Genomic DNA, 23764 nt, shown 5'->3' on the forward strand with positions numbered 1-23764 from the left:
CGTGCACGAGGGCGGCACGTACGGTACGTACGGACGGTACGAACGGGGCGGGAGGCCGACGAGGCGTGGCGAATGCGGAGCACAGTGGGCGACCGGCGGAGTCCTTCGGAGCCACGGCCGTCGACGCGACCAGAGCACGGCTGCGCCTCGCACGCCTGGCCCTGTGGCTGATCGCCGCCGTCCTGGCCGTACGCCAGGTGGCCGCGGTCCTCGGCACCCCGCGCGGGGAACGGCTGACGGACCTGGAGACCTGGGTCGGCGAGCACGGCGTCCTGCACGTGGAGGGGTCGCTGTACGACTCCACGCAGTTCACCGGGACGCCGTTCGTCGGCCTCGTCCTCAAACCCTTCACCCGCGCCGCCGAGCAGGCCCTCGGCTGGGGCTGGACCTTCGGCTCCCTGCTGCTGGTCGTCGCCCTCGGCCTGGTCGCCGCCCGTGCCCTGCCCCAGCCCGTCGGACGCCGTACGGCGCTGCTGGGGGCGCCGGTCGCCATCAGCCTGCTGATGCTGTCCCTGCCGGTGCGCAACGCCTTCTGGCTCGGCCAGACCAGCATCATCCCGGTCCTCCTCGTCCTGCTCGGCTGCTTCGCCGTGCGGGGGGCCCAGGGCGACCGGCTGGGCGGCGTGCTCATCGGTGTCGCCGCCGCCTTCCAGCCGACCGTCCTCCTCTTCGTCCCCCTGCTGTGGTTCACCGACCGCAGACGCGCCGCCGTGTCCACCGGGATCACGTTCGTCGTCTGCACCGCCGTCGCCTGGGCGGCCATGGCGCAGGACTCCTACACGTACTGGGTGCACCACATGGCCGGCGTCGGCCTGGGCGGCGAGGCCGACGACCTCGCCAACCAGTCGCTGCACGGCGTCCTGCTCCGCCTCGGCCTGAACGGCCCCCTGGAGATCGCCCTCTTCCTCCTGCTCGGCGCCGCCGTCGCCGTCCTCGCCCTGCGCCGCGCCGTGCGCTACGCCCGTGACGGCCAACTGCTGCTCGCGGTCGCCGTCACCGGCTGCGCGGCCGTCGTCGTCTCGCCGGCCACCTGGCAGCACCAGCTGCTGTGGGTGCTGCCCGCGGTCGTCGGCCGGGTCGGCAAACGGGCCTCCGACCGGTACGTGTGGCCGGTCGCCGTCGTCCTGGTGATGACGCTGCCCGCGAAGATGATGCTGCCGAACATGGAGGCGCTGTACCCGCTGCGCGACAACGTCGTGCTGCTCGCCGCGCTGGCCGCCGCCGTCGCCGTGCCCTTCCTGCCGCGCACGTCGCCCTACTTCGAGAACCCGGTCCCGACCGCCTACGCGCCGCCGGTCCCGACCCGCTTCAAGCACGTCCCGCTGCTGCCCTTCCTGCGCCGGGTCCTCACCCGGCCCAACCTCCTCCTCGAACTGCTCCTCATCCGGGTCACCTACGCCGCCTACTCCCAGGTCCGCCTCGCGGCGACCGGCGGCAGCAACTCGGCGGGCCGGGCGCGCGCCGAGGAGCACGGCACGCAGATCCTCGACCTCGAGCGCTTCCTGCACATCGACATCGAGCACACGATCAACCACGCGGTCGTCGGTGTCGGCTGGCTGCGGGACTTCTTCGACTTCTACTACACGTCGTTCCACTTCGTCGTCCCGCTGACCGTCCTCGGCGTCCTGTACTGGCGCCGCCCGGTCGACTACCGCTGGGCGCGAGCCTCCCTCGGCTTCGCCACGCTGCTGGCCCTGGTCGGCTTCTGGCTCTACCCGCTGGCCCCGCCGCGGCTGATGCCGGGCCTCGGCATCATCGACACGGTGCACGGCGTCCAGGACTTCTCCAAGCCGGACTACGGCACGCTGACCCACCTCACCAACCAGTACGCGGCGATGCCCTCGCTGCACTTCGGCTGGTCGCTGTGGTGCGGGGTGGTGATCGCGGTCATCGCGCCGAGGATGTGGATGAAGGCCCTGGGCCTGCTCCACCCGCTGTTCACCGTCTCCGCGATCGTGGCGACCGGCAACCACTGGGTCCTGGACGCGGTGGGCGGCGCGGCCGTGGTGGCGGCGGGCTTCGGACTGACGTACTGGTTCCAGGGCCCGCGGGCCAGAACGGCGGTGCCGGCGGCGGCCGCCTCCCGGCCGCAGCCCGCGCAGGCGCACGCGCCGGAGCCAGAGCCCGAGCCCGCCCCGGAGTCCGGGCCCGGGCCCGGGCCCGAGTCCGGGGTCAGCAGTGATCCCCCGACCCCGGTGAAGAACCGTACCGAGAGCTGATCCGGTACTCGCCGGGCGCCTCGACCGTCAGCCGGGTGAACTCGCCGTCCTGCGTGAGACACCCGCCGTCGCTGCGCAGCCACGGCGACCAGGCGACCCGCACGGTCACCGCGCCGGGCCGCGCCACCCGCAGCACCAGGTCGGCGGGGCCGGTGGACACGACGGTGCCGGGCGCGGAGACGAGCGGTACGGCGTCCCGCACCCGGTAGACCTGCCAGTGCGCGTCGCGCCACACGGGCTCCAGCCACTCGGGCCGCAGCTCCGGGTCGCGGACCAGCTTCGCCTCGGCCCGCGCCGGGCCGTCCGGTCTGCCGAGCGGGGCGACGACGAAGCCGACCGCCCAGCGGTCCAGCCACTCCCGGTAGGTGGCGGCGGAGAAGGTGCCGTCGTAGAAGAGACGTCCGCGTTCCACGTCGAGCTGCCGGTTCCAGCCGCGGGCGAGGTTCACGTGCGGGGCGAGCAGGGTGGCCTCGCGGTGATTGCGGGCGGGCACCACCTCCACCCGCGTCCGGTCGGCACCGAGCCCCTCCAGCGCGGCCACGACACCCTCCGTCTCCGCGGCCCAGGCCGGCACCACGGTGGACACCTTCAGGTCGTCGACGGTCTTCTTCCCCACCCACCCGGACGAGTAGACGACCGCGACGGCCAACAGGCCCGACACCAGCCGCCGCCCCCGGGCCGCGGTCGCCGCGGAGGGGGCGGAGAGCAGCGCCGCCAGCAGCACGGCGGGCGCGAACAGCTCCGCGAACCGCTCGACGTTCGTGCCGACCGGCGAGGCGATCAGATACGTCAGCACGGTCCCGAGCGCGTAGACGGCCCCGCTCCACCGGGCCACCCGCCAGGTACGCGGGGCCAGCACGGTGACGGCGAGGCCGAGCACGACCGGCGGCCAGATGCGGCCGGCCGGCATGGGCTGCTCCCCGGTGAAGGGGAAGAACAGGGTCGTCAGCCCGACGACGGCGGCCGGGGGTATGAGCAGCACGAGGGCGCGTCCCCAGTCCCGTACGAGCAGGAACGCGGCCCCGACCACGGCCAGGAACAGCCCGGCGACCGGCGAGGCCGTCGTCGCCAGCGCCGCGTACCCGGTGGCGAGCCACAGCCGCCGCTCCCGCACCAGCGGCACGCAGGCCGCCAGCGCGAGGGCGACACCGAGCGCGAAGGTGGCCCGGCCCGAGGCCACGTCGCACCACAGCGCGAGCGAGGCGAGCAGCGCGGGCCACACGGGGCGGCGCACGCCGCTTCGCACCAGCAGCACCGCCGCGAGCCAGGAGGCGGCGAGCCCGGACACCACCGCGACGGTGCGCACGCCGACCAGCGCCATCAAGTACGGCGACACGACGCTGTAGTTGACGGTGTGCATCCCGCCGTACCAGAACAGCCCGTACGCCGAACCCCCGTGGTGGGAGGCGAAGTCGGCCCACGCCTCCTGCGCGGCGAGGTCTCCGCCGCCCGTGGCGAGAAACGCCCACCACACCGCGTACAGCGGAATGGTGGGCAGGGTCGCGAGCAGCGGCACGCGATGCCGGCGCCCGAAGGCGCGCAGTGCGTTACCCGGACGTCTGTCCTGGCGCTGTTCGGCCCGGGGGACGGTGAGTTCGGCAGGGGCCACGGTCGGGGTTTCCGTTCGAGGTCATCGGGCGTGCCCGGTGTGGACACACGTGCGAAGACGATAAATCGAACAGAAACGTTGGCCCGGACCGGGTCCGGCTCCCGTTCCGGCTCAGACGGTGCCGGAGCCGGCCCCCTTGCCGGGGGTCCAGTCCCATTCCACGATCTTCTCGGCCAGCTTCGGCAGCCTGTCGTCACCCGGCTTGACGTCGATGTAGAACAGCGCCTCGTCCGGGTGCTTGTCGTCGCCGCCCCAGCGGACCACACTGCCGCACTCCGCGAGGATGTCCCGGATCGCCGTCAACTGCTGCGGGAAGAAGCCGCCCCGCACTCCCGACGGGTAGGAACCGGGCCGGATCTGGACCGCCGTACCGGACGCCTGGTTCGACTCGGCCATGCCCTTGCGGACCGTGGAGGGTTGGCGCCAGCCCGTCACGTCGCCGCGGCGCAGTTCCTCGACCTCGTAGTGGAAGCGGCGGATCACATGGACCAGCACGGTCTCGACGTCGCCCATGCGCACCTGGACGCCGTCGACCGGAAGGCCCGGTACGGGTCTGGTGTAGACGTGCCCGTGGTGGTCCGCGGTCTTCTCCATCTCCCATCCGTTGAGGGACGGGACGCCGCTCAGGACGCGCTTGTTGCGTTCCTGCGCCTTGCGCACCGACTCGCGGAGCTTGTCGGGCTCCGGGCCGGCCGGCTGCGCGAGGGCGGGGGAGGACAGCATCTGGGAGCCGACGACGGTCCCGGCGGCCAGGAAGGCGGCACGGCGCAGGACGTGGCGGCGGGACAGGGGGGTGGTCACGTGTGGGTGCCCTTCTTGTGGTGTGCGATGACGAGCCAGGTCAGGACGAGCGCGCAGATGCCGAGCAGCAGGGTCGCCGGGTTGAGGTAGGACGGGACGACCGCCTCGGTCACCCGGCCGTCACCGGTGCGGCAGCCGAAGTGCAGCGGCACGAAGGTCGGTTCGTAGCCGGTGACCCTGCCGTCGACGGCCTTCGCACAGGCCTCGGCCTGGGCGTGGTCGTCGAAGAAGAACAGGTGGAGCAGCCCCCAGGTGTACATCCCGACCGCCGCGTCCCAGGCCAGTACGGCCGCCGGACCGAGGAGGGTCGTGCCGTTCCGGCGGGCCCGCACCAGGCCGGTGACCGCGCGGACCGTGAGCCACACCACGGCGACGAGACCGGCCAGCAGCAACAGCAGCAGGACGGCACCCTCGTGCTCGGCGTAGGGCTGGTCGCCTGACATGTGCCGTACTCCTGTCAGAGGTTGCGGGAGATGGAGTTGTACTTCTCCATCACGTAGTAGAGCCCCATTCTCTTCTTGGCCTCCTCGTAGGCGACGTCGCCGGGACCCTGGTAGCGGCGCAGGACCTCGTAGATCTCCTGGTCCGTGTAGCCCAGGGTGGGCTGGCGCAGGGCCGGTGAGTCGTCGTCGCCGCCGGGCTTGCCGTCGATGTCCCAGCGGTGGATCAGCGCGACGCTGGTCAGGGCGTACGTCTCGCTGTCGTACGCCTGCTTCCACGCGTTGTACTTGTCCTCGTCCACCGACACGTCCCGGCGCGGCTGACCCGACCCGTACCCCTTGTCCAGCGCGTGGTTCCAGGCGCCGATGAGGGTGACCGCGCGCTGCTTGGCGATGCCGGTGGAGGTGTCCCGGATGTACTGCCGGGTCGTGTTGAAGGCCAGGATGACCGCGGCCCAGGCCGCCTCGTCGTCCGGGGAGATGTGCCGCATCTCCCAGTAGGCGGTGGTCTGGATCAGCGCCTTGCGCATGTTGTGCCGGTTCGACAGCTCCGTGATCAGGTCGTCGTGCGCGGTGACGGTGCGCTCGAAGCACTTCCAGTGCTGGTACGACCGCAGTCCCCCGTCCAGGGGGAAGCCGAGCGACTCCATGTACTTGCCGACGTCGGTCTCCATGGCCGTCGTGACGTCCGGGCTGAGACGGGTGTCGGGCTTGACGCCGCGGGGCGGGTCGAAGGACCCCTGACCGCTGTCCCGTCCGGAGGCGATGTTGACGTCGATGTTGATGGAGCCGCTGCCGGAGCCGACGGTCTTGGTGACGATCTGGTCGTACGCCCAGTTCGTGGGCAGCGGGTAACCGAAGTTCCCGGAGAACCCGGAGGACATGTCGGACACGAACGACGCCGACGCGTGCCCGGCGTCGGACACGCGCGTGCACACGTTGCGCGGGCCGTAGACGCCGACCGTGTACCGGTTGCCGTCGTCGCGCATCGCGTCCTCGATGCCCTTGAAGTGCGGCAGGACGTTGTCGGTGACCTCGTAGTCGTACGCGTCGAAGTCGACGGCGAAGAAGATCCTGGTCCCGGACTTGAACCCGTGGTCGAGCGCGGCGTTGATCGCGGCCTGCCCCGCGGCGCGCCCCAGCGGGTAGCTGAAGTCGCTCGCGCCCCGGCCGAAGGTCTGGTAGATGGGGAAGCAGCGCATGCCCTCGTCGGCGATGGTCTGCAGCTCCCCGGACTGGATCTCCTTCTCGGGCACCGTGCCGCCGCCCGGGACCGGGTTGGTGAGGTAGCGCCCCACGATCGTGATCCCCTCCGCCTTGAGGGCCTTGGCCCGGTCGGGGGTGATCCGGGTGACGCCGTCGCAGGCGGCGCCCTTGCGGTCCTGGTCGCCGTACGACACCAGCAGCGACGCCCAGGTGGAGAAGTCGCCCTGCCCCGTCACCGGGAGCTTGGCGAACGACTGGAACGAGCGGACGGCGTCGGCGAGCGCCGAGGTGAAGGTGCCGCTGAACGACACCGGCCGCGCGTTGAGCAGCATGCCCGCGGTGAAGAGCTGCACCCAGGTGCCGGACGACCCCACCGACAGCGTGTGCGCCTTGATCCCGGACTTGGTGCCCGGCCCGAAGTTTCCGTTGGCCACGCCGTCGGCCATGCCGATCGTGTACTGCACCGCGTAGAGCATGGCTGTGGCGACGGTCCGGGAGTGGTGTCCGTCGCAGGGCACGATGTAGAAGTCCCGGCGGTTGACGAACTCGCCGTTCATCCACTGCTGGACGGCCCTGATCTGCTCGGAGCCGCCGTTGACGGTGACGTACGGGTCCATGTTCAGCAGGCCCTTGAAGACCTTCGGAACCACGTCGCTGCCGGGGTAGGCGAAGTCGACACCCATGTCCGACTTCAGCGACAGCACCGAGTCCTGGACCCGCTCGCTGTACGTCCCGTCGATGCCGCCGCCGTCGTACCCCTTGCAGTACAGGCCGGCCTGCACGATCCGGACGATGTTCTCGGGGGCGCCCGAGGCGTGGATGCTCGGGTACTTCGACTGGAGCGTGGAGAGCGTCGTGGGGCCGAAGTTGTTCGACAGGCCGGAGATGCCCAGCTCGTACTGGAGCGCCCGGGTCAGGGCGTACATCACGGTCCAGCTCGTCTGGCCGTTCTCGTCGAGCTTCGATATGCCCAGTTTGGCGCCGTCGTCATACGTGGTGTTGATGAACTGCTGCGCTGCGCGCACCATCTCGTCAGCCATGGGCCGGCTTCCTCTCGGACGGAGGGCGCCGCCACCCGAGCCCGAGTAAGGCCGTGCTCGACCGGCGCGGGTCGGGCAGAGGTGGTGCGTGCCCGCCGCGGTCGTGTGTCAGGGGGTGACCTGTTGCGAGTGCCTAAGGCGCACACACTTTAGGCACACGAAGATCACAAGGCCCAGGGTCCGGCTCATGGTTGGCGTAATTGCGCACGCCGACGCGTCACTTGTGGGTGGCGCGGGCCCAGCCGACGAAGGTGGTGAAGGCGGCGGGGGTGAGGGTGAGGGTCGGTCCCGCCGGGGTTTTGGAGTCGCGTACGGCGACGGTGGCGGGCAGTTCGCCCACTTCGACGCAATTGCCGCCCTGGTCGCTGCTGTAGCTGGACTTACGCCACTGGATCCCCGTCAGAGTCGCGTTGCTCTCCATAGCGTTCCTCCATCAAGCGCCGGATCAGCTCCGCCGAGTCTCTGAGGGAGAGCGCGGATGCCTGGAGATGATCGTATCGGAGCGAGCAGTTCTTGACGGTGCTCGGGTTTGCGGTCGGATGCGCGCTGCCGTACCCCTCGGTGTAGATGATGGGCGGGTCGCCCGCGAAGCGATAGACGTCGAATGAGCCGGTGAGTCCCGCGTGTGCGCCCGCGGAGTAGGGCAGGATCTGGATGTTGATGCGCGGGTTGGTTTCGAAGGCCAACAGGTGGGCCAGTTGCTCCCGCATGGTCTCCCGGCCACCCATTTCCTGGCGCAGCGCGCACTCGCTGAGCACGGCCCAGAAGACCGGCGGTTCGTCCTTCTCGAAGATCTTCTGGCGTGCGATGCGCACCGATGTCCGGTCGTCGAGGTTGCTCTGGTCCAGCGCTCCGAGGACCGCACGCGCGTAGGCCTCGGTCTGGAGGAGGCCGTGGACCATGTGCGTGTCGAACGAGTAGATCTCAGTGGCCCGGGCCTGCAACTCCGCCACCTGTTGGAACCAGGCCGGTACCTGACTGCGCATCACCAGGTCGACGAGTCGGGACAGTAACCCTCCCGTCCCCAGCGCCGCGTCGACCCGTTCGCTGAACTCCGGCGTCGGCAGTTTCCGGGCCGTCTCGATCTGGCCGACCAGCGAGCCGGTGTAGTTGACGATGTCACCGAGCTGCCGTTGGGTCAGCCCGGCGGCCTCCCGGTGGCGGCGCAGCTCGAAGCCGTAGTAGTCGAGCGGCGAGGCGCCCGGGTCAAGGACGTTGATGTGGGTCACGCACAGCCCCCTTTGCGCACAACTCGATCCACTGGGGCACCGGTTGTATCCGTTCCGTAGCCCACGGTAGTCGTCCGACGTCAGGCTCGTGCCGTGAACGAATACTTTCCCTCGGTCCTCGTGGGCCACCCCGTGGCGGACCGGTACCGGATGAGCTTCACCGCCGGCGCGCACTCGGCGGGGCACGTCCGCCGCATCGTCCGCTCGTACCTGCGCGAGTGGGATCTCGCCGAGCTGGCCGACGCGGTGGAACTCGGCGTCACCGAGCTGCTGGCGAACGTCGTACGCCATGTCCCCAACCGGCGCTGCACGGTGCTGTTGCTGCGGCAGGCGGACGCGGTCCGCGTGGAGGTGGCCGACGGGAGCCCCCGGCAGCCCGTACCGTCCGCGTGGGTGAGCGACGACGCGGAGGGCGGCCGGGGGCTGGTGCTGCTGGAGGCGGTGGCCGACAAGTGGGGTGTGGGGCCGGGGCCCGGGGGTGGCAAGACCGTGTGGTTCGAGTGCGGGGCCGGGCCCGTATCGGCCTAGGTCAGGGACTCCTGCGTCGGTACGACGACCCCGTACATGTCGGCGACGGTGGCGAGGGCGCCGTAGTGCACCTGGCGGGCGTCGAGTTCGGTGTCCGCCACCGGCAGGGCGCGGGTGGCGCAGGCGTCGGCGACGACCGTGGGGCGGTTGCCGCGCAGGAAGGCGCCCTGGGCGGTGAAGGCGACGCACATGTGCGTCATGAAGCCGATGACGACGACGTCGTTGTTGCCGGCCGCGTCGACGTGCTCCCCCAGATCGGTGCCGTAGAAGGAGTCCGGCGCCTTCTTGGTGACGACGGGTTCGCCGTCGACCGGCGCGACGCTGGGGTGGATCTGCCCGATCTCGGCCCCGAGGTCGTACGGGGAGCCCTCGCCGCCGTCGTGGACGACGTGGACGACCTTGGCGCCCTCCCGGCGGGCGCGGGCGAGCAGCCGGGCGCCCGCGTCGAGCGCGGCCTGCCAGCCGTCGAGTTCCATCACACCGGTCGTGTAGGTGTTCTGGTAGTCGACGAGGACGAGGGTGGAGCCGGCGAGCTTGGCGGGGGTGTCGTCGAGTCCGCTGAGGCGGCGCAAAGTGGTCCTGGGCACGGTGGCTCCTTGCATCGGGAAGGTCGATGGCCTGTTCCTACGACGCTAGGTCCCGCCCGGTGATGTCGGCAATGTCGTCTAACCTGCAGATACCGACATGGCCGTGCGACCCCCCGGGAGGGACCGTGAACCCCGCCGGACGACTGATCGTCGTCGTGCTCTTCGAGGGCGTCGACCTGCTCGACGTCACCGGGCCGCCGGAGGTGTTCTCCCTCGCGCGGCGCGAGACGGAGGACGCGGCGGGTTACGAGGTGCTGCTCGCCGCCGCGACCACCGGCCCGGTCACCACCTCGGCCGGTGTCCGGGTCCTGCCCGACGTCACCTTCGACGGCCTGTCCGGGCGGCGCATCGACACCCTGATCGTGCCCGGCGCGGTCGAGGTCGACGGCCGGCGGCGGGTCCGGGCGCTCACCGACCCCGTCGTGGTGGAGTGGGTGGGACGGCTCGCGGAACGGACCCGGCGGGTCACCTCCGTCTGCGTCGGAGCGCATGTCCTCGCCGCCGCCGGGTTGCTCGACGGCAAGCGCGCCACCACGCACTGGTCGACCGCGCGGCAGCTCGCCGACGAGCATCCGGCGGTCGAGGTCGACGCCGACCCGATCTTCATCCGCGACGGCGACGTGTGGACCGGCGCGGGCATCAGCTCGTGCCTCGACCTCTCGCTCGCCCTGGTCGCCGACGATCTCGGCGAGGCGGTGGCGCTGCGGGTGGCCCGGCAGCTCGTGATGTACCTGAAACGGCCCAGCGGGCAGAGCCAGTTCAGCGTACCGCTGGAGCAGGTCGCCACGACCCGGCGCGTCGAGGACCTCCGTCACCACATCATGCGCCACATCGCCGAACCGCTCACCGTCGCCGACCTCGCGGCCCACGCCCACGTCAGTGACCGGCAGCTCACCCGCATCTTCAAGACCGAACTCGGCACGACCCCGTACGCGTACGTCGAGTCGGCGCGCGTGGAAGTGGCCCGCCAGCAGCTGGAATCCACCGATGCCACCCTGGAACGCGTCGCCTCCGCCTGCGGTTTCGGCACCGTCGACACCCTGGTCAGGGCCTTCCGGCGCAGGCTGGACACGACACCGACCGAGTACCGTCGCCGCTTCCGGACGGTCGTGAGCACCCACAGCTAGGCCTGCCTCGCGCGGCACGCCACCACAGGAGGGTGGGGACGGCGCTCAGCGTCATGCCGGACGCGCCGATCCACAGGGTCCCGGTCGCGCCGAACGCGGAACCCGAGGCTCCGCCCAGGAGGCCGCCGAGCGGAACGCCGCCCGAGGAGACGAACCGGGCCGTCGCCGCCATGCGGCCCAGGAGCCGGTCCGGGGTGAGGGACTGCTGGAGGCTGGACTGGGCCACCATGCGGACCACGCCGCCCAGGGAGAGCGCGGCGAGTCCGACGGCACCGGCGTACAGGGTCCAGCCGGGGCGGGCCAGCGGCATGAGCACGGTCAGGGGGCACGTGGCCAGCGTGGCCAGCCAGATGACCGGGCGCTGTCCGACCCGCCGCGCCAGCGTGGTGGCCGTCAACGCGCCCAGCAGGGCGCCGCACCCCATGCCCGACAGGACGAGTCCGATGCCGAAGGGCCCCAGGCCCAGGGTGCGCTCCAGGAAGACCAGCAGCATCGTCTGGTACATGACCAGGGAGAGGTTGAACAGCGCGTCCGAGAACATGATCGCGCGCAGGGCGGGATGGTGGAGGACGAAGCGCAGCCCCTCCGCGATCTCCGACCTGAGGCGAGGCCTCTCCGGCACATGATCCGGCTTCTCCTCCCGCCTGCGGATCGTGGCCGCGAAGAGACCGGACAGGGTCATACCGACCGAACCGGCCAGGAGCGTGGCCGGGGCCCCCGCCAGGCCGACCAGCGGGCCCGCCACCGCCGGGCCGCCGATGCTGGTCACCGAGCGGACCGCCGAGAGCTTCGCGTTCCCCCCCCACCAGGTTCCCTCGTCCCACCAGGTGCGGCAGGTAGCTGACGTACGCGACGTCGAAGAACACGGTCAGCACCCCGTGCAGCAGGGCGACGGCGTACAGCAGCCGGATGCCGAGCAGGCCGGCCCACCAGGCGAGCGGAATCGTCAGGAGGGCCGCCGCGCGCAGGAGGTCGGTGCCGATCAGTACGGACCTCTTCCGCATCCGGTCGACCCACGCCCCGGCGGGCAGCCCGACCAGCAGCGAGCCCGCCGTGGTCGTCGCGGTCAGCAGCCCGACCTGGAACTCGTCGGCGTGCAGGGTCGCGATCGCCACCAGCGGCAACGTCAGGAAGATGATCCGGTCGCCGAGCTGCCCGAGTGCGGTGGCGGCGAAGAGGCGCCCGAAGTCCGGGTCGCCGAGGAGTCCGAACCGGGGGGACCTGGGCATCCCTAGCGACCCGGGACGGTGGGGACGGGGCGGTCCACGCCGAACTCGTAGACCACCTCCCGGTACCGGTCCGGAACGACCATGTCGGCGGTCTCGACCGGGCGCCGACCGGTGTCGTACATGGTCCGCTCGATCAGGAGGACGAGGTCCCCCGGGCCGATGCCGAGCAGGTTCGCCTGCTCCCGGGTGGCGCGGGCCGGGCGCGGCACCTCGACGACCGTCTCGACGACGATGCCGAGGGAGCCCATGCGCTCGACCACCCCTCGGCCCGCGAGGTGCCCCGCCTCCGGCAGCACGACCGCCGTCCCCTCCGTGCGGGCCAGGGGCTCCCAGGACTCGGAGAGCTGGACCGGTTGCCCACCGGCCAGGAACTCGTACCGCGTGGTGACACAGGGGTCGCCGGGCGCGATGCCCAGCCGCTCGGCGATGGCCTCCGGCGCGGGGACGCCCACCCGGCTGTCCGCGTCCCAGGAGTCGGCCCTGCCCCGCTCCCGCGCCTCGGCGCCGCGAGGGCGCCCGCCCGTCCGCTCCCGGTGCCGCGAGCGGACCAGACGCAGGCGCTCGCGGGGGCTGCGGACGTACGTGCCCGAACCCGCACGCCCTTCGAGGAGCCCGTCGACGACCAGCAGGTCCACGGCCCGCTGCACGACGTTGCGCCCGACGCCGTACTCCTCGGCGAGCCGCGCCCGCGACGGCAGCCGCGCCCCGACCTCCCACTCTCCGGCGAGAACCCGCGTCCGCAGCACGTCGGCCAGCGCGAGGTAGGGCGCCTGACGGGGCATGGGTGGACCTCCGGTCGCTTCCGGTCGTTTCGGGGATGCCGGAAAGCTACTGCACCGGCCGAAAGCTGATGCAGCAGCAATCCGCTCGAACCGCCGACACCGGACACACGAAGGCGGCGGCCCCCGGGGATCAGGGGGCCGCCGCCTTCGGTACGGGGGAGCGGGGTGAGGGCCGGGTCAGTACCAGCCGTTGGCCTGCCAGAAGCTCCAGGCGCCGCAGGCGCTGCCGTAGCGGTCCTTCATGTAGTCAAGGCCCCACTCGATCTGGGTGGCCGCGTTGGTCTTCCAGTCGTCGCCCGCCGAGGCCATCTTCGAGCCCGGCAGGGCCTGGACCAGGCCGTACGCGCCGCTGGAGGCGTTGGTGGCGTGGATGTCCCAGTCGCTCTCGTGGTCGACGATCTTCGAGAAGCACCGGAACTCGGCCGAGTCACCGATCATCTTCTTCGCGGTCGCCTGCGCCGAGGAGGCCGGCGTCGCGGCCTGGGCGGGCCCGGCGGCGATCAGCGAGCCGCAGGTGGCCGCGGCCAGGGCGGCACCCGCGAGGGCCTTCTTCGGGGTGGCGACGGAACGGAGGAGGGAAGCGGCGGTCAACGGAGGGCCTTTCTTCGGGGACAGGGGCGTCGGCGCACACCGGCCCGGCATGCGTCGGCGCCGCTGCCCGGGAGGGCGTCGGCGCCTGACGACCGGTTCAGAGAAGCAGGCGGGCCGGTCGTCCGCAATCGTCCCTTTTGCTAAGCGGGGTCGTAGGTGGAGCGTGCGTGTGCCGACCCGGCAGCGGCGTGGCCCGTACGCCGACCGGCCGTCGCCTACGACCCCGCTTCGTAGGTGAAGCGGCTCACGTGGGGCGGCTCACCCCGTCGCCCTTCTCGAACGTGACCGGCGTCTCGAAGGCCGCCCTGCGGGTCGCGCGGCGCAGCGCCTTCAGGAGCGGGGTGCCGAGCGTGAGCGTCAGGACGACCGTCATGGCGGCGCGGCCCCCGTCCCAGCCGAGCGACGTGGCCAGGCAGTAGGCGAGGAAGTGGGCGAGGTTGGCGGGGAGCGACGCGTCCGGGTCGAAGGCGATGTTCGAGGCGAGGGTGTTCATGAAGGTCCAGCCCGCGAGGTTCATCACCGTGCCGTAGGCGAAGGCCGCCAGGAAGCCGTACGCCGCCAGCATCAGCAGTTCCGCCCGGCCGCGCAGGCGGTCGGGGCCCGGCAGCAGGCCCGCGCCCATCGTGAACCAGCCCATCGCCAGCATCTGGAACGGCATCCACGGGCCCACCCCGCCCGTGAGCAGCGCGGAGGCGAACATGGTGATCGAGCCGAGCACGAAGCCGAAGCCCGGGCCGAGGACGCGGCCGCTGAGGACCATGAGGAAGAACATCGGCTCCAGACCCGCCGTCCCCGCGCCGATGGGGCGCAGGGCCGCACCCGCCGCCGCCAGTACGCCGAGCATCGCCACGGCCTTCGGGCCGAGGCCCGACTCCGAGATCGTCGCCGCCACCACCGCCACCAGCAGCACCAGCACGCCCGCGAACAGCCACGGGGCGTCCTGCGCGTGCGCGTTCAGCGAGGCGTCCGGCGGGGCCAGGAAGGGCCAGCCGAAGCCCGCCACACCCACCGCGCTGACCAGCACGAGGGCGGCGACCGAGCGGGGGCCCAGGCGGACCGCCCGGGCCTGACGCTGGGGAGGGGGACCGCCGGTCATGACAGGGCCTCCCGTACCTGGGCCACGGTGAGCCACTGCCGCGGTGCCAGCACCTTGGCGACCTGCGGGGCGTAGGACGGGGAGGCCACCACCACGTCCGCCGCCGGGCCGTCGGCGATCACCTCGCCCTCGGCGAGCAGCACGACCCGGTGGGCCAGCTCGGCGGCCAGTTCCACGTCGTGCGTGGCGAGCACGATCGCGTGGCCCTCGGCGGCCAGGTCGCGCAGGATGCCGGCCAGGCGGGCCTTCGCCGCGTAGTCCAGGCCGCGCGTCGGCTCGTCCAGGAGGAGGAGGGGCGGGCGGGCGGTCAGGACGACGGACAGGGCGAGGGTGAGGCGCTGGCCCTCGGAGAGGTCCCGGGGGTGGGTGTCGTCCGTGACGCCGGGGAGCAGCTCGGTGAGCAGGGCCCGGCAGGTGCCGGGTGCCGCGTCCGCGTCCCGGTCGGCGGCCGCGCACTCGGCGGCGACCGTGTCGGCGTACAGCAGGTCGCGCGGCTCCTGCGGGACCAGCCCGACCCGGCGTACGAGGTCACGGGGGGCCGTGCGGTGCGGTACGGCGTCGCCGGTGCGGACCGAACCGGCGGACGGTGCGACGAGGCCCACGAGCGCCGAGAGCAGGGTGGACTTCCCGGCGCCGTTGCGGCCCATCAGGGCGACGGTCTCGCCGGGGGAGACGGTCAGGTCGACGTGGCGCAGGGCCTCGACGCGGTCGCGGCGCACGGCGAGGGAACGGACCTCGGCGGCGTACGGGGTGGGGGCGGCGGGGACCTGCGGGGTCGTCCTGCTCCGGCGCCAGCGGCGGGCGGGGGCGGGCCGGAGGGCGGGGGGCTCCGGCAGCGCGGCCGTCGTCGGCGGCGGAGTGCGGTCCGGGATCTCGCGGTCGGCCAGGCGCTCGCGCAGGGGAGCGGCCCGGCGGCGGGCGTCCCGGATCGTCAGCGGCAGCGGGGACCAGCCCGCCAGCCTGCCCAGGTCCACCACCGGCGGGTACACCGGGGAGAGGGCCATCACGTCCGCCGGGGCGCCGACGATTGGTGCCTCGCCGGGGGCCGGGAGCAGGACGACCTGGTCGGCGTACTGGATGACCCGCTCCAGGCGGTGCTCGGCCATCAGGACCGTCGTACCGAGGTCGTGGACCAGGCGCTGGAGGACCGCCAGGACCTCTTCGGCGGCGGCGGGATCCAGGGCGGAGGTCGGCTCGTCCAGGACCAGGACGTCGGGGTGCGGGGTGAGGACCGAGCCGATGGCGACCCGCTGCTGCTGGCCGCCGGAGAGCGTGGCGATGGGGCGGGAGCGGAGGTCGGACAGGCCCAGCAGGTCCAAGGTCTCCTCCACGCGGCGGCGCATCACGTCCGGGGCGAGGCCCAACGACTCCATGCCGTAGGCCAGTTCGTCCTCGACGGTGTCCGTCACGAAGTGGGAGAGCGGGTCCTGGCCGACCGTGCCGACCACGTCGGCGAGCTCGCGCGGCTTGTGGGTGCGGGTGTCGCGGCCGGCCACGGTGACCCGGCCGCGCAGGGTGCCGCCGGTGAAGTGCGGGACGAGGCCGCCGACCGCGCCGAGGACGGTGGACTTGCCGACGCCGGAAGGCCCGGCGAGCAGGACGAGTTCGCCCTCCGGGGCCTCGAAGTCCACGCCCCGGACGGTGGGTTCGCTCGCGCCGTCGTAGGTGACCGACACGTCCTCGAAGCGGATCACGACGGCTCCTTCACGGCGGTCTTCGGGGCGGGATCGGGGGAGGGGGCGACGAACGCCGGGAGCAGGCCGAGGAGTACGGCCGCCGCCGGCCAGAGGGGGAGGGTGGGCGCGGTCAGCGGGACCACGCCCGGGTGCAGTGCCGCCGGGTCGCGGGTGGCGGCGAGGAACAGGAGCGCGGCGACCGCCACGCCGGAGGCGGTGACCAGCCAGGCGCGGGCGTCCCAGCGGTCCGGGCGGTAGCGGGTGCGGACCGTCCGCCGTCCGCCGAGCCACAGGCCCGCGAACGCGGCGGCGACACCGGCCAGGAGCACGGGGACGCCGTACGTGCCGCCCGCGGCGGTCAGCAGCCCGTACGTCCCGGCGCAGACGCCGAGCAGGCCGCCGAGGGTGAGGGCGGCGGTGGTACGGCGTACGGGGGCCGGAACCCGGGCGGTCCGGCCGTAGCCGCGGGCGTCCATCGCGGCGGCGAGGGCGACGGAGCGTTCCAGGGCGCCCTCCAGGACGGGGAGTCCCACCTGGAGCAGGCCGCGTACGCCCTTGTCGTGCCGGCCGCGCAGGCGGCGGGCGGCGCGCAGCCGCTGTACGTCGGCGATGAGGTTCGGCGCGAAGGTGAGGGCCACGACGACGGCCACGCCCATCTCGTACAGGGCGCCGGGGAGGGACTTGAGGAGGCGGGAGGGGTTGGCGAGGGCGTTCGCGGCGCCGACGCAGACGAGGAGGGTGGCCAGCTTCATCGCGTCGTACAGCGCGAAGGTGAGGCCCTCCGCGGTGACCCGGCCGCCGAGGCGGACGCCCTGCGCCCAGTCGGGGAGGGGGACTTCGGGGAGGGTGACGAGGGTGTGGGTGCCGGGGATGGGGGAGCCGAGGAGGGTGGTGAAGAGGAGGCGGATGAGGAGGACGGCGAGGGCGAGTTTGACGAAGGCGCCGTAGGAAAGGGACCAGGGGGCGTGGGGGCGGCGGGTGATGACGACGTAGGCGGAGACCGTGACGAGGAGGGCGAGGAGGAGGGGGTTGGTGGTGCGGGTGGCGGCGGTGCCGAGGGCTAGCGCCCAGAGCCACCAGGCGCCGGGGTGCAGGGCGGTTGCCCGGTGCCGGTGGGTGGCGGCGGGGGTGGGGGCGCTTGCCGGCGCGTGCAGGGTGCCGCCTGCGCCCACCCGTGCCGCCCCAGCGGCACGACTGCCCGCAGGGGGTGCGGTCTCAGCGGCACGACTGCCCGCAGCATTAACGGCCTGCATTCCTGCGCCGCCTTGCCTGCCAGGTTGCCGCGGCGGCCAGGGCTGCCACGACGGCGATGCCCGCGTAGAGGCCGACCGACGGGCCGTCGTCGTCGCCCTCGCCGTCCTCCGTGGCCCTCGGGGTGGCCGAGACGCTGGAGTCCTCCTTCTGCGACACCTCCTCCCCGCACCCCGACTTCGGGTAGCCCGCGATCGCGCACAGCAGGGCGTTGGTGTTGTAGCGGAGGGGGCCGGCGACGGCGGCCAGGGCGTCGGCCGTCGTCGCGTCGGGGGAGACCTGGGCGCAGGCCGTGCGCGGGGCGGGCGGCGTCTCGCCGGACGGGGCGTCGGGGGCCGTGCCGAAGTCGAGGACCAGGGCCACCCGCTTGCGGCCCTCCTCGGCCGGCGTCTTGGCGCAGATCGACGCGAAGTCCGCCGTGCCGCGCGGCTGGGCCGCGTCGCCGGAGTTCTCGCTGACCGCGAAGCGGAAGCCCTGGACGTCGCCGTCGGAGGGGCGGGCCATGGACGGACCCTGGGTGGCGTAGACCCACGTGCCGCCGTCGCGGTCCCAGAAGGACCAGTAGCGGTATCCGGCGGCCTGCGCCTGGCCCGCGGTCCCGATCAGGAGGAAGGCGGCCAGGAAGAGCAGGACGAGGCGGCGGGGGGTCACGGCTGCTGCTTCTTGTTGCGGTTGCTCAGCAGGAAGCCGATGCCGATGCCGAAGACCAGGCAGACGCCGACGAACCACCAGACGCCGAAGGGGGAGTCGTCGTCCTTCTCCGCCTTGTCCTCGTCGCTCGCGGTGGCCGTGTCCTTTGCCGCCGTGCCCTGCGGCGCCGGTCCGGTGGCGTTCAGCTTGGCCACCAGGTCCGTGCCGCCGAAGTCGCGGGGGTCGGTGCCCGTGGCGTGGGCGGCGAAGATCAGCTGGGCGTAGGCGGCCGGGCCGCTCTCCGCGGCCCACGTGGCGGCGTTCTTCTTCAGCCAGGCCAGCGGCTCGGCGGCCCGGTCGGCACCGCCCTGCGCGGCGAGCGCGACGACGGCGTCGGCGGTGTTGCCGTAGTCGGGCTGGTCGGCGGAGCCGCCGAGGGCGGAGACGAGGTGGCCGTCCTCGGCGAGCGCGTCGGCAAGGTATGCGGCGCCGTTGGCGGCGGCCTGCTCGCGGGTCGGCGCGTCCGCGTCGGAGCAGGTGGCCGTCTTGGACTTCGCACCGGACCCGGCCTTGGTGACCAGGCCCTTGCCGAGCGAGCCGAGGACACCGGCGGCGGTCGCGTCCGCGTTGGGGAGCAGCTTGCCGTCCTTGTCGGGCTGGAAGGCGAAGGCGCCGGCGCCCTTGTCCTTCGCGCAGGGCAGGGCGAACGTCAGCAGGGCGTCGTAAGGGGACTTGCCGCCCTTCACGACGTCCTCCGGGTCGGTCTCCGTGGCCGTCAGGGCGCCGATGACGACGGAGGTGGAGTTTGCGTCGCTGGGGGTCCCGGGGCTGTAGCCCCAGCCGCCGTCCTCGTTCTGCACCGACTTCAGCCAGCCGAGGGCGTCCTCGACGACGTCACCGTGTCCGCCGACGGCCCACAGGGCCTGCACGGCGGCGGCGGTGTTGTTGGTGTCGACCATGGTCTTGGCGTCGCAGGCCCCCGCCGGGTCGGCGCGGAAGGGGGCGAAGGCGCCGTTGGCGCACTGCTGATCCGTGAGCCACTTCACGGCCTTCGGCGACGGGACGACGCCCGCCGTGTCCTGCGCGAGCAGCGCGAGGGACTGGCGCCAGACGCCGTCGTACTGGGGGTCGGCGGTCCCGTACAGCCCGGACGGCTTGGACGGGGACGCGGAGGGGGACGGCGACGGATCGGCGGCGACCGCGGGCGCGGTGGCGGCGCCGAGCACGGCTATGGCGGCCAGAGCCGCGGCGCTGCTGCGACGGCGGACGTTCATGATCGGCGGGTGCCTTTCCCTGTGCGGGCCCGGCAGCACGGGGCACCCCCGGCGGCTCGGCCCGTATGCCTCGACGGTGCCCGTGCACCGGCGGGCGCCGGGCACGTGAGCCGGTCACATCCGCCCGGGGCAGTCCGGCTCACCGCCCGCGGGCCTCAGGGGCCTCGGACGGTTCACGGTTGCGGGTCAGCGCCGGAATTGCACCGGCTTCCCCCCGTACGGGTGATGACGACGCCGCCACTTTACCCGGCCGCGGGGGCCGGGCCGAGGGGCGGCCGACCCGGTCACGGGCCGGGAGGAGCCGGACGCTCGGCTTCTTCGCCCCTCCCGGTCGCGGTCGTCCCGGTGTTCGTCAGGTCGATCAGGCGGCAGACCGTGTCGATGTCGACGCGTACCTGGGCGAGGGAGGTGCGGCCGGCGAGCCAGGTGATCAGGGTGGAGAGCCAGGTGTGTTCGACGACGCGGACCGCCGACAACTGCTCCGGGGTCGGGTTGTCCAGGCCGCCCATCGCGTCCAGGATGATCGCGGTGGTCTGCCGGGAGACCTGGTCGACCTCGGGGGAGACGCTGCGGTCGGCGAAGGTCAGAGCGCGGGCCATCGCCTCGGCCAGCCGGGGTTCGCGTTGCAGGGCGCCGAAGGCGCGCATCAGGGTCTGGGCCACCCGGTCCGCCGCCGTCTCGCCGGTGGGCGGGCTCTTGCGCAGGGTGGCGTGCAGCCGTTCCAGTTGGTCGTGCATCGTGGCGACGAGCAGGTGGACCTTGGAGGGGAAGTAGCGGTACAGGGTGCCGAGGGCGACCTGCGAGGTCTCCGCGACCTCGCGCATCTGGACCGCCTCGAAGCCGCCCCGGCAGGCCAGTTGCGCCGTCGCGTGCAGGATGCGGCCGCGGCGCTCCCGCTGCCGCTCGGTGAGGGGCGGGGCGGCGGCGCGGTGGGCCGGGCCGTCCGGCAGCTCCGTCTCCGTCGCCGGGCCGTCCGGCAGTTCCGTCTCCGTCGCCGGGGCGTCCGCCTCGGTCACCTTCTCCCCCCTCTCGCCCGCTTCCGGCGCGGTCGGCCGCGATCCGTCCGTGATCCGCCGGGATCCCGCCGTGGCGCGAATCACCTGATCCACTCGTCACAGCCCGGCTACCTGCCGGTAGATTCAGAGCCTCTGACGATCAAGTCTGAAACTTGTTCTAGATTAACCTCCCGACGTAGTGTCGCGGGACAGCGCAGTGAGAAGGGGGCCCAGAGTGACCGCCGAGGCCAGTCGGACGGGTCCCCGTCCGGAGTCCGCAGCCGACGGCTTGCCACCGCTGCGCATCGCACTCCTCACCTACAAGGGGAACCCGTTCTGCGGCGGCCAGGGCGTCTACGTCCGTCACCTCTCCCGCGAACTGGCCCGCCTCGGCCACCGCGTCGAGGTCATCGGCGCCCAGCCCTACCCCGTGCTCGACGTCCTCGACGGGCGGGAAGACCGGCTGTCCCTCACCGAGCTGCCCAGCCTCGACCTCTACCGCCAGCCCGACCCCTTCCGCACGCCGAAGCGCGACGAGTACCGCGACTGGATCGACGCGCTCGAGGTCGGCACCATGTGGACCGGCGGTTTCCCGGAGCCCCTGACGTTCTCCCTGCGCGCCCGGAGGCATCTGCGGGCCCGCCGCGGGGACTTCGACGTCGTGCACGACAACCAGACACTCGGGTACGGGCTGCTGGGGGACGTGGGCGCGCCCCTCGTCACCACCATCCATCATCCGATCACCGTCGACCGGCAGCTGGAGCTGGACGCGGCCGACAGTCGCAAGCGCCGCTACTCGGTGCGCCGTTGGTACGCCTTCACCCGGATGCAGAAGCGGGTCGCGCGCCGCCTGCCCTCCGTGCTCACCGTCTCCGGCACCTCCCGCCAGGAGATCGTCGACCACCTCGGCGTGCGGGACGACCGCATCCACGTCGTCCACATCGGCGCCGACACCGACCTGTTCTCGCCCGACCCGTCGGTGCCCAGGGTGCCGGGCCGGATCGTGACCACGTCCAGCGCGGACGTGCCGCTCAAGGGCCTGGTCTTCCTCGTCGAGGCGCTCGCGAAGGCGCGGACCGAGCACCCCCGGGCCCACCTCGTCGTCGTCGGCAAGCGGCCCGCCGAGGGGCCCGTCGCGCAGGCGATCGAGCGGTACGGCCTCGAAGGCGCCGTCGAGTTCGTCAAGGGCATCTCCGACGCCGAACTGGTCGACCTCGTACGGTCGGCGGAGGTCGCGTGCGTGCCCTCGCTGTACGAGGGGTTCTCGCTGCCCGCCGCCGAGGCCATGGCCACCGGCACCGCCCTGCTCGCCACCACCGGCGGGGCCGTCCCGGAGGTCGCCGGACCCGACGGGGAGACCTGCCTCGCGGTGCCGCCCGGCGACGCGGACGCGCTGGCCGCCGGGCTGAACCGGCTCCTCGGCGAGCGCGAACTGCGGGCCCGGCTCGGCGCGGCCGGACGGGAGCGGGTGCTGAAGCACTTCACCTGGGCCCGCGCCGCCGAGGGCACCGTCGCCCGCTACCGCGAGGCCATCGGCCACCGTCCCGCCGCCACGGCCGCCCAGGAGGCCGTACCCGCGGCCCCGACCCCCAGTGACACCGGCGTCTATCCCGAAAGCAGGGCCACGTGCTGACCGTCGACTTCTCCCGGTTCCCGCTCGCCCCGGGCGACCGCGTCCTGGACCTCGGCTGCGGCGCCGGCCGGCACGCGTTCGAGTGCTACCGGCGCGGGGCCCAGGTCGTCGCACTGGACCAGAACGCCGAGGAAATCCGCGAGGTCGCCAAGTGGTTCGCGGCGATGAAGGAGGCCGGCGAGGCCCCGGCCGGCGCCACCGCCACCGCCATGGAGGGCGACGCGCTGGCCCTGCCCTTCCCCGACGAGTCCTTCGACGTCGTCATCATCTCCGAGGTGATGGAACACATCCACGACGACAAGGGCGTCCTCGCCGAGATGGTCCGCGTCCTCAGGCCCGGCGGGCGCATCGCCGTCACCGTGCCGCGCTACGGCCCGGAGAAGGTCTGCTGGACCCTCTCCGACGCGTACCACGAGGTCGAGGGCGGCCACATCCGCATCTACAAGGCCGACCAGCTCCTCGCCCGCATCCGCGAGGCCGGCCTCAAGCCCTACGGCACCCACCACGCGCACGCCCTGCACTCGCCCTACTGGTGGCTGAAGTGCGCGTTCGGCGTCGACAACGACAAGGCGCTGCCGGTGCGGGCGTACCACAAGCTGCTGGTGTGGGACATCATGAAGAAGCCGCTGGCGACCCGGGTCGCCGAGCAGGCGCTCAACCCGCTGATCGGCAAGAGCTTCGTCGCCTACGCCACCAAGCCGCACCTGCCGCCGGTGGACGCCGCGTGACGACCTCGCGCTCGCCCCGCACCCCCCGTACCGAACACCTCGTCCTGCCCGGCGTCCTCACCGACGCCGAGGCCGCCGCGACCGTCCGCAGCATCCTCGCCGTGCAGCGCGAGGACGGGGCGATCCCGTGGTTCCGCGGGCACCACCTCGACCCGTGGGACCACGTCGAGGCGGCGATGGCCCTGGACACGGCCGACGAGCACGAGGCGGCCGAGCGGGCGTACACGTGGCTGGCCCGGCACCAGAACCCGGACGGCTCCTGGTACGCCGCCTACGCCGACGGAGACTTCGCCGACGTCACCGACCGCGGCCGCGAGACCAACTTCGTCGCCTACGTCGCCGTCGGCGTCTGGCACCACTACCTCGCCACCGGCGACGACACCTTCCTCGACCGGATGTGGCCCGTCGTCGTCGCGGCCGTCGAGTTCGTGCTGCGCCTCCAGCAGCCCGGCGGACAGATCGGCTGGCGCCGCGACGACGACGGAACGGACACCGAGGACGCGCTGCTGACCGGAAGTTCCTCCGTCCACCACGCCCTGCGCTGCGCGCTCGCCATCGCCGAGCAGCGCGAAGAGCCGCAGCCCGACTGGGAGCTGGCGGCCGGCGCGCTGCGGCACGCCATCCGCCGGCACCCGGAGCGGTTCCTGGACAAGGGGCGCTACTCGATGGACTGGTACTACCCGGTCCTCGGCGGCGCGCTGACCGGCGCGGAGGCCAGGAGCCGCCTCACGGAGAGCTGGGAGCGGTTCGTCGTCCCGGGCCTCGGGGTGCGCTGCGTCGTCCCCAACCCGTGGGTGACCGGCGGCGAGTCGGCCGAACTCGCGCTCGCCCTGTGGGCGGTGGGCGAGTCCGACCACGCCCTGGAGATCCTCCAGTCCATCCAGCACCTGCGGGACGCGGACAGCGGCCTGTACTGGACGGGCTACGTCTTCGAGGACGACGCGATCTGGCCCCGCGAACTGACCACCTGGACGGCCGGATCGCTGCTCCTCGCCGTCGCCGCGCTCGGCGGCCACGAGGCCACCTGCCAGGTCTTCGCGGGCGACCGGCTGCCCAGGGGACTGGACCCGGACTGCTGCGTCTGAGCGGCGGA

The 23764-nt window shown here is 72.8% G+C and carries 22 protein-coding genes, 1 pseudogene and 1 riboswitch; of the genes and pseudogenes, 6 read left to right on the forward strand and 17 right to left on the reverse strand.

Annotated elements, in window-relative coordinates:
- Positions 1–65: 65 nt before the first annotated feature.
- A complete protein-coding gene (locus NI25_RS27495; RefSeq protein WP_061445011.1) occupies positions 66–2219 on the forward strand; it encodes a bifunctional glycosyltransferase 87/phosphatase PAP2 family protein in 2154 nt (717 codons plus the stop codon).
- Here NI25_RS27495 and NI25_RS27500 read toward each other — a convergent pair.
- The 6 genes from NI25_RS27500 to NI25_RS27525 all read right to left on the reverse strand — a co-directional run bounded on the left by NI25_RS27500 (position 2173) and on the right by NI25_RS27525 (position 8544).
- Positions 2173–3828: a hypothetical protein gene (locus NI25_RS27500; RefSeq protein WP_061445012.1), complete on the reverse strand. Its 1656-nt coding sequence runs from the start codon at positions 3826–3828 to the stop codon at positions 2173–2175. The two genes, NI25_RS27495 and NI25_RS27500, sit on opposite strands and share 47 nt — an antisense overlap.
- Positions 3829–3939: 111 nt before the next feature.
- The gene (locus NI25_RS27505; RefSeq protein WP_061445013.1) at positions 3940–4629 is read right to left on the reverse strand and encodes a hypothetical protein; all 690 of its coding nucleotides are present in this window, start codon (positions 4627–4629) and stop codon (positions 3940–3942) included.
- Complete coding sequence (locus NI25_RS27510; protein WP_061445014.1) at positions 4626–5072, reverse strand: hypothetical protein; 447 nt, start codon at positions 5070–5072, stop codon at positions 4626–4628. The genes NI25_RS27505 and NI25_RS27510 overlap by 4 nt, the downstream gene beginning before the upstream one ends.
- Positions 5073–5086: 14 nt before the next feature.
- The gene (locus NI25_RS27515) at positions 5087–7315 is read right to left on the reverse strand and encodes a glycoside hydrolase domain-containing protein (RefSeq protein ID WP_061445015.1); all 2229 of its coding nucleotides are present in this window, start codon (positions 7313–7315) and stop codon (positions 5087–5089) included.
- 217 nt (positions 7316–7532) lie between these two features.
- Entirely contained in the window at positions 7533–7736 is a 204-nt protein-coding gene (locus NI25_RS27520; RefSeq protein ID WP_061445016.1) for a DUF397 domain-containing protein, read from the reverse strand.
- Positions 7696–8544 (reverse strand): helix-turn-helix domain-containing protein, encoded by an 849-nt coding sequence (locus NI25_RS27525; RefSeq protein ID WP_061445017.1) that lies wholly within the window; start codon positions 8542–8544, stop codon positions 7696–7698. Before NI25_RS27525 ends, NI25_RS27520 begins: the two co-directional genes overlap by 41 nt.
- A gap of 93 nt (positions 8545–8637) precedes the next feature.
- On the opposite strand from NI25_RS27525, the gene NI25_RS27530 reads away from it, so the two are divergent.
- Positions 8638–9072 (forward strand): ATP-binding protein, encoded by a 435-nt coding sequence (locus NI25_RS27530; RefSeq protein ID WP_078884751.1) that lies wholly within the window; start codon positions 8638–8640, stop codon positions 9070–9072.
- On the opposite strand, the gene NI25_RS27535 is transcribed toward NI25_RS27530, so the two are convergent.
- A complete protein-coding gene (locus NI25_RS27535) occupies positions 9069–9659 on the reverse strand; it encodes a cysteine hydrolase family protein (protein ID WP_061445018.1) in 591 nt (196 codons plus the stop codon). The two genes, NI25_RS27530 and NI25_RS27535, sit on opposite strands and share 4 nt — an antisense overlap.
- A 125-nt stretch (positions 9660–9784) precedes the next feature.
- Here NI25_RS27535 and NI25_RS27540 point away from each other — a divergent pair, with 125 nt between their 5' ends.
- Positions 9785–10786 (forward strand): GlxA family transcriptional regulator, encoded by a 1002-nt coding sequence (locus NI25_RS27540; protein ID WP_061445019.1) that lies wholly within the window; start codon positions 9785–9787, stop codon positions 10784–10786.
- On the opposite strand, the gene NI25_RS40540 is transcribed toward NI25_RS27540, so the two are convergent.
- From NI25_RS40540 to NI25_RS27585, 10 genes and pseudogenes are all read right to left on the reverse strand, one after another.
- Entirely contained in the window at positions 10704–11555 is an 852-nt protein-coding gene (locus NI25_RS40540) for an MFS transporter (RefSeq protein ID WP_267886347.1), read from the reverse strand. The genes NI25_RS27540 and NI25_RS40540 overlap by 83 nt on opposite strands.
- A gap of 109 nt (positions 11556–11664) precedes the next feature.
- A pseudogene (locus NI25_RS40545) lies at positions 11665–12015 on the reverse strand (MFS transporter); the annotation flags it as partial.
- A gap of 2 nt (positions 12016–12017) precedes the next feature.
- Positions 12018–12797 (reverse strand): GntR family transcriptional regulator, encoded by a 780-nt coding sequence (locus NI25_RS27550; RefSeq protein ID WP_061445020.1) that lies wholly within the window; start codon positions 12795–12797, stop codon positions 12018–12020.
- Between the two features lie 177 nt (positions 12798–12974).
- Positions 12975–13439, reverse strand: a complete 465-nt coding sequence (locus NI25_RS27555) for a lytic transglycosylase domain-containing protein (protein WP_107071863.1) — start codon at positions 13437–13439, stop codon at positions 12975–12977.
- A 193-nt stretch (positions 13440–13632) separates the two neighbouring features.
- The gene (locus NI25_RS27560; RefSeq protein WP_061445022.1) at positions 13633–14484 is read right to left on the reverse strand and encodes an ECF transporter S component; all 852 of its coding nucleotides are present in this window, start codon (positions 14482–14484) and stop codon (positions 13633–13635) included.
- Positions 14481–16178: an ABC transporter ATP-binding protein gene (locus tag NI25_RS27565; protein WP_061445023.1), complete on the reverse strand. Its 1698-nt coding sequence runs from the start codon at positions 16176–16178 to the stop codon at positions 14481–14483. Before NI25_RS27565 ends, NI25_RS27560 begins: the two co-directional genes overlap by 4 nt.
- Positions 16175–17332, reverse strand: coding sequence for an energy-coupling factor transporter transmembrane component T (locus tag NI25_RS27570; RefSeq protein ID WP_061445024.1), 1158 nt, complete (start codon positions 17330–17332; stop codon positions 16175–16177). Before NI25_RS27570 ends, NI25_RS27565 begins: the two co-directional genes overlap by 4 nt.
- Before the next feature lie 67 nt (positions 17333–17399).
- On the reverse strand, positions 17400–18062 hold the full coding sequence (locus NI25_RS27575; RefSeq protein WP_061445025.1) for an SCO2322 family protein: 663 nt from the start codon (positions 18060–18062) through the stop codon (positions 17400–17402).
- Positions 18059–19315: a prenyltransferase/squalene oxidase repeat-containing protein gene (locus NI25_RS27580; RefSeq protein WP_061445026.1), complete on the reverse strand. Its 1257-nt coding sequence runs from the start codon at positions 19313–19315 to the stop codon at positions 18059–18061. The genes NI25_RS27575 and NI25_RS27580 overlap by 4 nt, the downstream gene beginning before the upstream one ends.
- A 127-nt stretch (positions 19316–19442) precedes the next feature.
- Positions 19443–19529, reverse strand: a riboswitch (cobalamin riboswitch).
- Between the two features lie 70 nt (positions 19530–19599).
- Positions 19600–20295: a TetR family transcriptional regulator gene (locus NI25_RS27585; protein ID WP_383514929.1), complete on the reverse strand. Its 696-nt coding sequence runs from the start codon at positions 20293–20295 to the stop codon at positions 19600–19602.
- A gap of 250 nt (positions 20296–20545) precedes the next feature.
- Here NI25_RS27585 and NI25_RS27590 point away from each other — a divergent pair, with 250 nt between their 5' ends.
- The 3 genes from NI25_RS27590 to NI25_RS27600 are packed head-to-tail and all read left to right on the forward strand — an operon-like array spanning position 20546 to position 23756.
- A complete protein-coding gene (locus NI25_RS27590) occupies positions 20546–21943 on the forward strand; it encodes a glycosyltransferase family 4 protein (RefSeq protein ID WP_061445027.1) in 1398 nt (465 codons plus the stop codon).
- Positions 21937–22671 carry a class I SAM-dependent methyltransferase gene (locus tag NI25_RS27595; protein WP_061445028.1) on the forward strand — a complete coding sequence of 245 codons (735 nt, stop codon included), beginning with the start codon at positions 21937–21939 and terminating at the stop codon, positions 22669–22671. The genes NI25_RS27590 and NI25_RS27595 overlap by 7 nt, the downstream gene beginning before the upstream one ends.
- A complete protein-coding gene (locus NI25_RS27600; protein ID WP_061445029.1) occupies positions 22668–23756 on the forward strand; it encodes a prenyltransferase/squalene oxidase repeat-containing protein in 1089 nt (362 codons plus the stop codon). The genes NI25_RS27595 and NI25_RS27600 overlap by 4 nt, the downstream gene beginning before the upstream one ends.
- Positions 23757–23764: the final 8 nt, after the last annotated feature.

It is taken from the genome of Streptomyces sp. CCM_MD2014, from assembly GCF_000772045.1.
GTDB classification, from domain to species: domain Bacteria; phylum Actinomycetota; class Actinomycetes; order Streptomycetales; family Streptomycetaceae; genus Streptomyces; species Streptomyces salinarius.

Excerpts from the sequence above, each read along its gene's own strand:
- NI25_RS27510 (WP_061445014.1), bottom strand. The coding sequence starts at position 5,072 with ATGTCAGGCGACCAGCCCTACGCCGAGCACGAGGGTGCCGTCCTGCTG.
- NI25_RS27515 (WP_061445015.1), bottom strand. The coding sequence starts at position 7,315 with ATGGCTGACGAGATGGTGCGCGCAGCGCAGCAGTTCATCAACACCACG.
- NI25_RS27520 (WP_061445016.1), bottom strand. The coding sequence starts at position 7,736 with ATGGAGAGCAACGCGACTCTGACGGGGATCCAGTGGCGTAAGTCCAGC.
- NI25_RS27550 (WP_061445020.1), bottom strand. The coding sequence starts at position 12,797 with ATGCCCCGTCAGGCGCCCTACCTCGCGCTGGCCGACGTGCTGCGGACG.
- NI25_RS27555 (WP_107071863.1), bottom strand. The coding sequence starts at position 13,439 with ATGCCGGGCCGGTGTGCGCCGACGCCCCTGTCCCCGAAGAAAGGCCCT.
- NI25_RS27560 (WP_061445022.1), bottom strand. The coding sequence starts at position 14,484 with ATGACCGGCGGTCCCCCTCCCCAGCGTCAGGCCCGGGCGGTCCGCCTG.
- NI25_RS27580 (WP_061445026.1), bottom strand. The coding sequence starts at position 19,315 with ATGAACGTCCGCCGTCGCAGCAGCGCCGCGGCTCTGGCCGCCATAGCC.